This is a genomic window from Chitinophagaceae bacterium C216 (genome assembly GCA_028485475.2).
Taxonomy (GTDB): Bacteria; Bacteroidota; Bacteroidia; order Chitinophagales; family Chitinophagaceae; genus Niabella; species Niabella composti.
Genome location: CP144143.1, coordinates 2446954 through 2460166, shown reverse-complemented (window position 1 = coordinate 2460166; position 13213 = coordinate 2446954). Strand labels below are relative to the sequence as shown.

Sequence of the window (13213 nt, the reverse complement as noted above, 5' to 3'; positions counted from 1 at the left end):
CAATGAGAACCTCACTATATAAAATATGTTTGCTGGTTTCGGTAGTAATAATAACCGGATCCTGTAAGAAGCTGCTGGATACGCCCACCAAATCCTCTTTGGACGAAGCAGTAATTTTTTCCACGCCTAGCCTGGCGGAAGGAGCTATTGCCGGAGTAATCCAGTCTTTCTGTGAAACCAATTCCTATCGAGGTCGCTATCTGGTATATTATGGGATCAATACAGATTGTGAAGTGTATAACTCCCTCAAGTCAATAAACGATGATAGGGCCTGGCTATCGAATTATAATACCAATGTAAATAACAGCCAGATGAATACCGATAATAATGCGTGGGCAAAGTTTTATGAAGGTATAGAAAGAGCAAATCTGGCTATCCGAGGTATTAGAACTTATGGTGACTATAAAAACAATCGGGATTTAGCACAGATTCTCGGCGAAATGCTTACGTTGCGAGCTGTTGTTTATAACGATCTTATAAAAGGTTGGGGCGATGTGCCGGCACGTTTTGAACCGGTTACTACCGAAACCACTTATCTCCCAAGAGCAGACAGAGATGTGATTTACAAACAACTGCTGGAAGATTTAAGGGAGGCCGCAGAACTAGTGGCATGGCCTAACGAAACTGCAGCTACTTCTACCACTGAAAGAGTGAATAAAGCGTTCGTCAAAGGTCTTCGTGCGAGAATCGCATTAGCCGCGGGCGGATATTCTCAACGTGCCAATAATGAAATCCGTAGAAGTAATGATCCGGATCTAGCTCCCGAAAAAATGTATCAGATAGCTAAGCAAGAGTGCTTGGATGTGATTAATAGCGGTACTTGTCGCTTGCTAGGCTTTGAAGAAGTATTCAGAACACTATGTGCTGAAACCGGACAGGCAGGGCTTGAGTCTTTATGGGAAATTCCGTTCAGCGAAGGCCGCGGTCGCGTGATCTTTGATTTAGGTTTAAGACACACTACTACTGATAAATATACAGGGCAAAACCGTGGTGGCACTAATGGTCCTAATCCCATTATGTATTATGAATATGATAAGGATGATGTACGTCGTGATGTAACTTGTGTGCCTTACGAGTGGACTAACGGTGTTCAGGTGCCCACCTCATTAGGAAGATGGCAATTTGGAAAATACAGATATGAATGGTTGCCAAGACGTGTTACATCTTCTAATGATGACGGTCTGAACTGGATGTATATGCGCTATGCTGACGTAATTCTGATGGCAGCAGAAGCCATTAACGAGCTTGATGGTCCTCAGGCTGCAGCCCCTTATTTGAGAATGATTCGTGAAAGAGCGTTCCCTAATAATCCTGAAAAAGTAAATGCTTATATGTCTGCTGTTACTGTAAGCAAAGAGGCTTTCTTTAATGCTATCGTTAAGGAGCGCGCACTGGAGTTTACAGGAGAGATGCTTCGTAAGGCGGACTTGATCAGATGGAACTTATTAAGCACTAAACTGAATGAAGCTAAAGTAAAACTGGAGCAGTTGGAAAATAGAACCGGGCCTTATGCCTCATTACCCAGAAATATTTATTACAAGACTGCCGACGATGGTGAAACTGTTATTATTTACGGTTTGAACTTCGGTGATACTGACGAAGAAGGCGCAGCCCTTAATTATGGCAATAGTAAAAGGTGGACTATGACTGCATCTGGAGATCAGGTGAATTATTGGGATGCCCTATTTGTTCGGGATCCTAATTTACAACAGTTCTGGCCTATCTGGCAAGTATTTATTGATAATAGTAACGGTAAACTGAACAATGATGGGTATAACTTCTAAATACCTCACCCAAAATCTTCTGTTATGAAATACGCGTGTAATTTTTGCTCCATAATATTGGCTGCGATGGTTGTGTGCAGCTATGGATGTACCAAAACTATCGAGAAAGAAAGAACTTCTCTTGAAACCTCAAGGTTGTTTTCTCCTACTAAGCTTACAGCCACCGTTGTAAATCGAACCTCTGTAAGATTGAGTTGGGGACAAGTAGGAAAAGCAGGTACCTATACTATTGAGATTTATGAAAGTAGCAGTGGTACCGACTTCTCCGGAGCTCCTTTTCGGGTTGTTGAGGGGGTTACGCTGGATCAAGTACCGTATACGGTGTCTGGTCTTGATGGAGAAACACGATATGTAGTACGTGTAAAAGCAGTAGGAGAAGGCGTTGAGGACTCAAAGTGGGTGAGCGCTACTTTTACAACAGATGCGGAGCAAATATTTTATCCGGTTGATCTAAATGAAATAGAACCTACTTCGGTAGTATTGAGATGGCCGGCCGGAGAAGCAGCTACTCAGATCGTTTTGATACCAGGAAATATTACTCATAGTGTTACAGCAGAAGAAGTAAGTGCCGGAGCCGCTACTATTACTGGATTGGTGGGAGAAACTACTTATACGGCACGATTGCTCAACGGAACTAAAACTAGAGGAACGATTACATTTACAACCCCTATTGATTTAGGCGGAGCAATACAAGTTACTCCCGATGACGACTTGACTAATATCTTGCAAAACGCTTCTGATGGAGATGTCTTTGCTCTTATGCCGGGAACATATGTGGCCCAAGATATCTTTATTTCAAAATCTATTTCCATTAAAGGTGCTAAGCCTGCTGAAAAGCCAGTGCTCAAAGGAGTTGTACTGCGTATTTCAAATGGTGCAGGTTTGCAATTAAAAGATCTGATTATAGACGGTACCGGTGCTCTCGATGGAAATCAGTTTCTTGTTTACAACGATGATATGAATACAGCCTATGGCGATTTGAAAGTAGAAGACTGTACCATATTCAATTATGTAAAAGGGGTAATGTATGTAAATAAGAAAGCCTGGATTCTTTCGGTGCTATATAGAAACAATATAATTTACAACATAGAGTGTAGTGGTGGTGATTTTATAGATTTTCGTAATGGACTGAGCTCCACATTTACATTCGTCAATAATACTGTGTATAACAGTGCGGCCGCACGGGATATTTTCCGAATGGATGCAGGAGGTTCTACCAATTTCCCGTCTGTTACTAGTGTTATCGATATTCAAAATAATACTTTCTACAATATTGCTAAGAGTAGCTCTAATCGGATGCTCTATATTCGTCTTGCATCTAATCAGATTACTTTTTCAAAGAACCTCATTGTTAATTCTGAAGGATACTATAGCAATCAGGCGGCAACCAATATCGTAGCTAGGAGTAACAATAACTATTATAATGCACCTAACTTTACAAATAGCTCGGTGGCTAATGCTAAAAATGACCCAGGTCCATACACTACTTTGAATCCAGGATTTGTAAATCCGGATGCAGGTGATTTCACGGTTACTAATCTGGATCTAAAAATTGCAGGGGTAGGAGATCCTCGCTGGTTACAATAGTTTTATGAATATTGCTTTAAATACCAATGTGACGCGGTCGTTTTTTTTATTGATATTAATTAGTTGCTCCTTTCTCGCTACCGGTCAGGATAAAGGTGATGCCAGACCGGTAGCTTTTCCCGGAGCAGAAGGATTTGGAAAATATGCTACCGGAGGAAGAGGCGGGAAGGTGCTTATAGTTACTAACTTAAATGATGATGGGGAAGGTAGCCTGCGTCATGCTTTAATGACGAAGGGGCCTCGTATTATTGTATTTGCGGTTTCTGGTACTATTCATTTAAAGTCCCGACTGAATATTCCGGGAAATGTTACCATTGCCGGACAGACGGCCCCGGGAGATGGTATTTGCATTGCGGATTACCCTGTGCATCTAACCGGAGATAATATTATTATTCGCTTCATTCGCTTGCGTATGGGCGATAGGTATCAGAACCAGGGACAGACGCCTGGCGCCGGTGCAGATGATGCATTAAGTGGTGTCGGCAGAAAGCATATCATAATTGATCACTGTAGCATGAGCTGGAGCACAGATGAAGTGTGCTCTATATATAGAGGTGATAGTACCACCATTCAATGGAGCATGATTTATGAGCCGCTGAATTATTCTTATCATTTTGAAGAAGGAGATACTGATTTTGAAGAGCATGGTTTTGGTGGTATTTGGGGAGGTAGCCATTTCAGTGCACATCATAATTTGTTTGCTCATTGTAACAGTCGTACTCCCCGATTTAACGGTGCCCGTTTGGGCGCAAAGGATGAGTTGGTTGACTTCAGATATAATGTAATCTATAACTGGGGAAAAAACTCCATTTATGGAGGAGAAGGAGGAAGATATAATATTGTCAATAATTATTTTAAGTATGGACCTGATACAAAATCTTCTGTAAAATATCGTATTGTTAATCCTTCTACGCCGCAACAAAAGCATTTGTCTTTGGGTGCGTTTTATGTGAATGGGAATATTGTAGATGAGGCTCCTCAAGTTTCTAAGAATAATTGGCTAGGCATACACATGGATAAAGCCGCCAATCAAAATGATAAACGACGTGCGGTAGTGGGGCAGCCATTTCAGGTAGAACCTCTTCCACTAAAAACAGCTGCAGAAGCTTATACTTCGGTGCTTGAAAAAGCCGGAGCCTTTTTACCCAAAAGAGATACGCTTGATGAACGTATTATAAGAGATTTGAAAAATAGAACTGGCCGCATTATTGACGTACAAGGAGGTTACCCTCATGGAACGGATTACGAAACATCAAAATCGGCTTGGCCCGTACTGAAAAGTGCAGCAGTACCATTGGATACGGATAAAGACGGTATCCCCGATGACTGGGAGCTCAAAAATGGACTAAATCCGAATGATCCAGCAGATGCTTCAATGAATACATTGCATAAATATTATACCAATATTGAAGTTTATATCAATAGTTTGGTTCCCCAATACTAATGTGTATAAATTACAAATCTGCGTTTAATTATATTTTCTAGTAGTATAAATTACTCGCCATTACACTAAAACATATTTTTCCCAATATTTCAGAATAATCTTAATATTGTTAAGCTCGAAATGCCGAGATAAGCACGGTTGATATTTTTATTACTGATTACTGAAAACAATGAGGTTTTATTACTTTGTCCTTGCATTATGTTGCAACATCATTATCATCTCATGTGCCTCAAAAACGCAGGTTAGTAAAGGTGTAGTATCGCTTAAGGTTATGAGCTATAATATACATCATTGCAATCCGCCGTCAAAACAAGGTGTGATAGATGTTGATGCTATAGCCAACGCAATTAAACAAGAAGATCCTGATATTGTGGCAGTGCAAGAAGTAGATGTGAATACGGGCCGTAGTGGAAGAATCAATCAGGCAGCATTACTTGCCTCCAAGACTAATTTAAAGGCTTTTCATTTTGCAAAAGCAATAGATCATGACGGTGGTGACTACGGGGTACTTATTTTATCAAGATATCCATTGTCTGACATCCATACTTATAAGTTGCCTATGGAAGCTAACTCTCAGGGAGAGCCACGTGTGCTGGCGATGGCTACTGTACATCTTCCGGGAGGTAAAAAAATGAAATTTGGTTCGACACATTTGGATGCTATGCGAAATCCTGCTAACCGACTACTACAAATCAAAACAATCAATGCCATTGCCGATACGATTGCAGTACCTATGATTGTGGCGGGAGATTTTAATGCCGAAGAAGGATCAGAAGTAATCAAATTGTTAGATAATCAATTCACGAGAACTTGTTCTCCTTGCCAACCTACCATTCCGGCAGTAAATCCTAAGAAGGCAATTGATTTTATTGCTTATAAACCCCAATCCGCATTTTCAGTAATTCTGCATAAGGTAGTGAATGAAACTTATGCGTCGGATCATTTGCCGGTAACTGCGGTAATGAAGCTGCATTTTTAAATAAGTAGTATTGTTTATAAATAAATAGGTTTTTGATATTATTACTTATATTTATATAGTGGATATTTATAATTAATTGCGAGCGACTCCCATTTTTTAATCTAATGCCTATACCTATGCCTCAAAAGCTTTTTAACGAACGTATTAAACAGATTCTCCTGCTGGCTATTATTTTGGTAATGATGATAACTGTGGTGAGGGAGCTGACTGCATTTTTGCCGGGGTTGTTAGGCGCCATTACATTGTATATTGTGAGCCGTAAACAGTATTTTAAGTTTATATATCAAAGGAAATGGAAGAAAGGGCTTACTAGCTTACTATTTATAATTTTTTATTTGATTGTTTTGGGCATTCCCATTACCATAGCAGTAACTTTAATAAGTCCTAAAGTGAATGCTATACTTGCCGATCCTTCGGCTATTGTTAATTCTGCAAAGCATACTATTAGCGTCATACAACAACGAACCGGATTTAACATTGTTTCTGAAAATACCTTATCAAGTGCTGTTAATACGGTTACTTCATTTTTGCCCAAATTATTGAATAGTACACTCAACTTAGTTTCTAATTTGGCAATAATGCTTTTTGTGCTGTATTATATGCTTTATCATGGGAGCGATATAGAGCGCTATCTTTCTAAAGCTGTACCATTGAAGCGCCGAAATATTAAGATATTATCGGACGAAACTAAAAAGGTGGTTATTGCTAATGCACTAGGAATTCCGTTGATTTCAATTATTCAGGGTATAGTAGCAACTATAGGTTATGCTATTTTTGGTGTAAAGGACTGGGGACTGTACGGTTTTCTTACAGGGGTGTGTGCCTTCTTTCCTGTTGTGGGTACTATGATTGTTTGGGTGCCTGTGGTGATATATATGTATGCGACGGGCGACACACTAAATGCAACACTTTTGTTACTGTATCATCTGGTTGTAACTGGAAATGTAGACTATGTGGCGCGTATTACGTTATTGAAAAGGATAGGTAATACACATCCGGTGGTTACTATTATTGGTGTATTGGTAGGGTTGAGCCTTTTTGGCTTTGTGGGTCTGGTATTTGGTCCATTGTTGTTGAGCTACATCATGGTATTGTATGATATATATATGAATGAGTTTGTAAATACCGATGATGACGATTATGTGCCTGCAGTCGAACCTGTATCTTCTAATGTAGTATCCGACAAATCTGATTCCGGAAATATTACAGGCGCTTAATATTTTTCTTTCAGAAGCTTCGCAACTTTTTTATCGATGGGCAGCGTCATAACATCCTCATTAAAGTAATACCAGTCAATAAATCGAAAGTTTTCCGATACTTCTTCGGGGTATACTGCGGAACCATTATTTACCGGAATATCTAAAGTTTCTAGAGGCTTTATGAGGTAGTAAACAGAAATAATCTGATGTTCGGGATTGAAAGCTGATTGCTGAAAGAAGTCGGTAGTGTACAGATGATCTACTACTTCTACATCAATACCAATTTCTTCCTTACATTCTCTAATAATGCAATCTATTGTCCCTTCTCCTAATTCCAGTCCACCTCCGGGAAACTTGGTGATTTCTTGGTTGTTATAATATATCCGTTCATCACTCACCAATATCTGCTTTTTGTCATTTACAAGCACACCATACACACGTAGGTTGATAGCTTTTATCATGCTTTGTATCCTTTATCCTTTCCGTTTATATATCTATTGTACCTTCAAATACTTTTTCAGCAGGACCTTTAAGCCAGATGTCACTGAAAGTGCCATCTTCGTTTTTGGTATAATTAACCCGTAGTTTTCCCCCCAGAACTTCGAGGTCAATACTGTTTTTCCCCGGTTCCTCTTTCGAAAAGGCTAGAGCTACTGCGGCGGCTCCAGTACCACATGCATAAGTTTCATCTTCCACGCCTCGTTCGTATGTTCTTACACGCCAACTATGATTGTTGATAGGTTCCACAAAATTTACGTTAATACCTTCTTTCTTGAAAGTATCGCTGTATCTGATTTTTCTCCCTTCTTCAAATACATTCATCTCTTTAAGGTTGGTTACCTGCTTCACATAATGGGGCGAACCTGTATTGAGGATAACGTGATCTTCGAATTGTTGTATGGTGCTTACATTCGACATTTTTAGCGAAACAATTCCTTTTTGTATAGTAGCAATATGTTCCCCATCTACTGCCCAAAATTTATATTCACTGCGTCTAATGCCCATATCATAAGCAAACTTTACAATACATCGTCCTCCATTGCCGCACATAGTACCTAATCGTCCGTCAGCATTATAATATACCATTTCAAAATCATAACCTTCTTTATTATTGAGCAGCATAAATCCGTCTCCACCTACGCCAAATCTTCTGTCACAAATTTTATGAATGGTCTCTTGCGATAACTCGTGATATTTCCCTTCGCGGTTATCCACAATCACAAAATCATTTCCGGTACCTTGATATTTATAAAAATGCATGTTGATGGAATGTTTTTTAAATTGTTGTTGAGAATAAATATGCTTTAGTATGTTTTACAGTGTGGTATGAAATATGAATCAGAAATTCTTGACAAATATCTCTAAAAACTTTTTTATTAACCGTTCAACGGCAGCTTTACCGTCTTTTGTAAATTCTTTTTTGATACGATTGGCAACGATCGCATTTAAAGCTAAGCAATGGTGTCCCAATAGTTTTCCGAGACCGTAAATAGCAGAAGTTTCCATTTCAAAATTGGTAATACGATGGGGACCAAATCTGAAGTCGGTCAAGCGATCAATTAAATGAGGATTGCTAATGCCTAAACGCAATACACGTCCCTGAGGGCCATAAAACCCCGGACAGGTCACGGTAATGCCTTGATGAAATCCGTCTGTAAAATGTTTAAGCAGAGAAGGGGAGGCTCCGGTGATGTAGGGATCGCTTTTTAATTGGGTATGCGTAACGAATGCTTGTATTAACTCTACTTCTTCATTATCCTTGTCCTTGTTATAAAAACTAAGTAGGTTGTCGAGACCGAGGCCATGAGTAGATGCTACAAATTCATCCACTCCTATATCTTCTTGTAAAGAACCCGATGTGCCTACGCGTATGATGTTAATACTGGATAATTGTTCTTTAATCTGGCGGGTTTCGAAATCGATATTCACCAATGCATCCAGTTCGTTTATTACAATATCTATATTATCGGGTCCAATGCCGGATGAAAGCACGGTGAGTCTTTTGCCTCCGATAGTTCCGGTATGTGTAACAAACTCTCGATGCTGTTGTTTTACTTCTATTGTATCAAAATATTTGCTAAATTCCTTTACTCGATCAGGGTCGCCCACAGTTACAACAGTATCTGCAATTTCTTCCGGACGTAAATCGAGATGATACACTGCGCCTCTACTATTCAGTATAAGCTCACTTTCTGCAATCCTGCTCATATTTTTCTATTTATAGTATGATATTTTATCAAAAATACCCTATTTTTGCAAGCCTTCAAAACGGTCTCGTGGCCGAGTGGCTAGGCAGAGCTCTGCAAAAGCTCCTACAGCGGTTCGAATCCGCTCGAGACCTCCTATTTCAAAATTTTTAAGTCCGCTCTTGAAGCGGATTTTTTCATTTTACTTCTTCAATAGTAATATTTCCTGAGGAATCTTAACGTGTTTTATTCTCATTTTATTTTGTTGGGGCGGAGTTTTTTGTAGACATTTTTTTCAGTCAAGCATTGTTGGATATATCAAATAAAAACCCGCCTTTAGGCGGGTTGATGTGCGTACTATTATAGAAGAATGTTGATTGCTAATAATGCCATCTCACAAAAGCTTCCATGGCTGCATAACGGGTGAGTCCTAAGTCGGCATACAACTTTGCAGTAGCTGCATTACGCTCTTCTGCTCGCTGCCAGAACTCCCTGTCATCACTACCCTGGAACGGTACACTATCCTTTTGAGACTGATGAATAAAGATGCCAAAACGTTTCTTGCGTACCTGTGTAGGGCTCATTGGTATGGCCATCTCTATGTCCTCGATATTCCACTCCTGCCAGGCTCCCTTGTATAACCACAACCAGCAGTCTTTAATCCATTCGTCTCCCGCTGCCTTGATGCGTTGCAGCGCTTGTAGTACCGCATGGAAACATACCAAGTGGGTACCATGGGGATCTGCAAAATCACCCGCACAGTATACCTGATGCGGCTTCACTTGGCGCAGCAGTTCCATCGTTAATTGAATATCTTCTTCCCCCAGTGGCTTTTTCTCCACTGTGCCCGTTTCATAGAACGGCAGGTTTTGGAAGTGTACATGCTCGGGCTTGATACCTACATAATTACAGGTAGCCTTGGCCTCACAACGACGTATCAATCCCTTAATCTCACGGATAATCGGTGTGTCTACCTGACCCGGCTGTTTCTCCGCAATATACAGGCGGGCTTCATCCAATATCTTCTGAGGAATGTCGGAGTGGATCTGTGCCACTTCGTTAAAACCTACGGCAAAGTCTAAAAAGCGGGTAACAAACTCATCCGTTACTGCAATATTGCCCGAGGTCTGATAGGCCACATGTACTTCATGACCTTGGTCGTGCAGGCGCTGAAAAGTACCACCCATGCTGATGATATCATCATCGGGATGGGGGGAGAAAATCAGACAACGCTTGGGGTAAGGTGTGGAACGCTCCGGATGATTGGGTATCTCTACGCCAGGCTTACCCCCAGGCCAGCCCGTAATGGTATCCCGGAGCATGTAGTATACCTGAAGGTTGATTTCGTAGGCATCGCCTTTTTCCACCAACAGGTCGCCCAAGCCGTTATCGTTGTAATCTTCATTGGTCAAACTCAGAATGGTTTTGCCGGTCTGCAGCGCCATATTTACCACAGCTTTTTTAATCATCTTCGGAGTCCATTCGCACTCACCGGTAAGCCAGGGCGATTTAAAGCGGGTCAGCTGCGAAGCGGCCGCTTCATCCAGCACAAAGGTTACATTGTCGTGATTCTGCAGGAAAGAGGCCGGCACTTGTTCGGTATCTTCATCTTCCACGGCTCTTTTCACAGCCTCGGCCTTGGCCGGACCCCAAGCCATCAGTACGATTTGTTTAGACTTCAGAATGGTACTGATGCCCATGGTAATGGCCATGCGCGGCACTTCGGAAATGTTGGCAAATTCATAAGCATTGGCTAAACGCGTACTGTTGGTAAGATTGACCAAACGGGTTTTGGTGTATATGCCCGATCCCGGTTCGTTAAATCCTATATGACCGTTGTTACCAATACCCAGAATCTGCAGATCAATACCACCTACGGCTTCAATCTGTTTTTCATATTCCAAGCATGCAGCTTTGATTTCACTTTTATCAATAGCTCCGTTAGGAATATGAATATTAGCCGGATCGATATCTATATGATTGAACAAATGGGTGTGCATGAAGCGATAATAGCTTTGCACGGCCTCTCGGCTGATGGGATAGTACTCGTCCAGATTAAAAGTGATGACGTTTTTAAAGCTCAGCCCTTCTTCCTTGTGCATGCGTACCAGTTCGGCATACAAAGTTTTAGGACTGGAGCCAGTAGCCAAACCCAGCACACATGGCTCATTGGACGCCTGCTTGGAACGGATTAAATCGGCGATAATCCGGGCGATAGCAATGGAACCACTCTTTACATCAGGGTAAATGCTTACAGGAATTTTTTCCAGGCTATCCAAAAATCTATTTTTCTGCTCTTTGCTCATTGTATTTTGCTCAGTTTACAGTTATAGAGGTAGAATCATTATCCTTAAGAGTGCAAACTTAATCATTACCATAGAAGTTTACTCCCCAGAGTTTATAGCGTTTCTTCTGCACTTCAACTCTCTTTACAAAATCATCCCAGTTTTTCTCACTCTGAGGGGTCCATAATGTTTCACTCACCGCCGATACGCGTGGGAACAACATATATTCTGCCTTTCTTGGGTTGGAAATATATTCGGCCCACAGATTGGCTTGTCCTCCTTTGATATACTGTTTTTCTTCGTCGGTTAATGCATCGGGGAATAATTTCCAGCTATACACTTTTTCTAATGATAGATGCGAGCGATTATTTGTAATGGTTACAGAATCTTCTTTAGGGGCTTGTTGATAATCGAGATATACATAGGTTGTGGGAGTCATGATTACGTTATGGCGTTGCTTTGCTGCTTCGATACCTCCTTTTTCACCACGCCAGCTCATAACCCATGCATTAGGAGCTAAGCCACCTTCCAGTATTTCATCCCAGCCAATAAGAATTTTGCCTTTGCTGTTTAAATATTTTTCGATTCTTTGTACAAAATAACTTTGTAGATAGTGCTCGGCTTTGTGTTTTTCGTCTGATTTGATGTTGAGCTCTTGAATACGCTTTTGGCAATTAGGACATCTTTCCCAATTATATTTGGGACATTCGTCACCGCCGATATGTACAATTTGGGAAGGAAATAAAGGTAATACCTCATCCAATACATCCTGCAAAAACTCGAAGGTACTTTCTTTGCCGGCACAAAAAACATCGGCATACACACCCCAACTTTGCATTACCTGTTTGCCTATAGTATCTCCAGCCCAATATTCGGGTTTGTTTTTTTCTTTTATAAAGTATTCATAGGATGATTTTTCAGGGAAGCAGCTCAGATGCGGATAGGCTGCAATGGCTGCACTGGCATGACCTGGCATTTCTATTTCAGGTATAACGGTGATGAATCTGTCTGCTGCGTATTTTACAATTTCTTTTACTTCTTCTTGGGTATAATATCCGCCATAGCGCTGATTGGTATTCCCTGTGCCTGGGAACCGGCCGATTATAGTACCATTACGCCAAGAACCCACACTATTTAACTTTGGATATTTTTTGATTTCTATACGCCATCCCTGGTCTTCTGTCAGGTGCCAGTGGAAGGTATTCATTTTATGAAAGGCGATATAATCAATATATCTTTTAATAAAGTCCAGTGGAAAATAATGACGGCATACATCCAGCATCAATCCTCTATAACCAGCTACCGGAGCATCTTTGATGGCAACAGCTGGAACTTTTAATACATTTGATTTTTCAACAGGTAATAATTGTAACAGCGTCTGAATACCATAGAAGGCGCCTGCAGGAGAGTTGCCTTTTATTTTAATTCCTTTGGGACCGGCATCTAAGGTATACCCTTCTTTATTGTCGGCTGTATTGATAGACGTAATAACGATACCGTTATTACCTGAAGATTTAATGGGTAATTGGAAACCGTAACAGGTTTTGAGGTAGTCGTTAAGGAAGTTTGCCGATTTAATATCATCTTGGGTTTTAGCTATAATAGGCGTTTTAGAAGTAATAACAAATGTTCCGGTTTTCTTTGTTAGAGAGGTAGGTTTCGGAATGATGCTGATTTCCTGTGCAATCAGTTGAGAAGCAATAATAAATAGTAGGAGAAAAGTACAGATTTTGCGCATAAAAATTAGGT

General features: G+C 40.6%; 10 protein-coding genes and 1 tRNA gene. 6 read left to right on the top strand and 5 right to left on the bottom strand.

Annotation, left to right across the window (positions count from 1 at the left end; translation table 11 throughout):
- Positions 1-2 precede the first annotated feature (2 nt).
- The 5 genes from PIECOFPK_RS10470 (at position 3) to PIECOFPK_RS10450 (ending at position 7011) form a co-directional block, all read left to right on the top strand.
- Entirely contained in the window at positions 3-1784 is a 1782-nt protein-coding gene (locus tag PIECOFPK_RS10470; protein WP_330975267.1) for a RagB/SusD family nutrient uptake outer membrane protein, read from the top strand.
- Positions 1785-1808: 24 nt separating this feature from the next.
- On the top strand, positions 1809-3371 hold the full coding sequence (locus PIECOFPK_RS10465; protein WP_330975268.1) for a DUF4957 domain-containing protein: 1563 nt from the start codon (positions 1809-1811) through the stop codon (positions 3369-3371).
- Positions 3372-3375: 4 nt separating this feature from the next.
- Complete coding sequence (locus PIECOFPK_RS10460; protein ID WP_409965822.1) at positions 3376-4815, top strand: pectate lyase; 1440 nt, start codon at positions 3376-3378, stop codon at positions 4813-4815.
- Between the two features lie 271 nt (positions 4816-5086).
- Complete coding sequence (locus tag PIECOFPK_RS10455) at positions 5087-5794, top strand: endonuclease/exonuclease/phosphatase family protein (RefSeq protein ID WP_409965821.1); 708 nt, start codon at positions 5087-5089, stop codon at positions 5792-5794.
- Between the two features lie 116 nt (positions 5795-5910).
- Complete coding sequence (locus tag PIECOFPK_RS10450) at positions 5911-7011, top strand: AI-2E family transporter (RefSeq protein WP_330975271.1); 1101 nt, start codon at positions 5911-5913, stop codon at positions 7009-7011.
- On the opposite strand, the gene PIECOFPK_RS10445 is transcribed toward PIECOFPK_RS10450, so the two are convergent.
- From PIECOFPK_RS10445 to PIECOFPK_RS10435, 3 genes are all read right to left on the bottom strand, one after another.
- Positions 7008-7454, bottom strand: coding sequence for an NUDIX domain-containing protein (locus tag PIECOFPK_RS10445; protein WP_409965820.1), 447 nt, complete (start codon positions 7452-7454; stop codon positions 7008-7010). The genes PIECOFPK_RS10450 and PIECOFPK_RS10445 overlap by 4 nt on opposite strands.
- A 25-nt stretch (positions 7455-7479) precedes the next feature.
- Positions 7480-8253, bottom strand: a complete 774-nt coding sequence (dapF, locus tag PIECOFPK_RS10440; RefSeq protein WP_409965819.1) for a diaminopimelate epimerase — start codon at positions 8251-8253, stop codon at positions 7480-7482.
- Between the two features lie 78 nt (positions 8254-8331).
- On the bottom strand, positions 8332-9201 hold the full coding sequence (locus tag PIECOFPK_RS10435) for a nucleoside phosphorylase (protein ID WP_409965818.1): 870 nt from the start codon (positions 9199-9201) through the stop codon (positions 8332-8334).
- Positions 9202-9263: 62 nt separating this feature from the next.
- Here PIECOFPK_RS10435 and PIECOFPK_RS10430 point away from each other — a divergent pair.
- A tRNA-Cys gene (locus tag PIECOFPK_RS10430) sits at positions 9264-9334 on the top strand.
- A 225-nt stretch (positions 9335-9559) separates the two neighbouring features.
- On the opposite strand, the gene nagB is transcribed toward PIECOFPK_RS10430, so the two are convergent.
- Both nagB and PIECOFPK_RS10420 read right to left on the bottom strand, forming a co-directional pair.
- Positions 9560-11485: a glucosamine-6-phosphate deaminase gene (gene nagB, locus PIECOFPK_RS10425; RefSeq protein ID WP_409965817.1), complete on the bottom strand. Its 1926-nt coding sequence runs from the start codon at positions 11483-11485 to the stop codon at positions 9560-9562.
- 58 nt (positions 11486-11543) lie between these two features.
- The gene (locus PIECOFPK_RS10420; RefSeq protein ID WP_330975716.1) at positions 11544-13202 is read right to left on the bottom strand and encodes a beta-N-acetylhexosaminidase; all 1659 of its coding nucleotides are present in this window, start codon (positions 13200-13202) and stop codon (positions 11544-11546) included.
- Between the last annotated feature and the right edge of the window lie 11 nt (positions 13203-13213).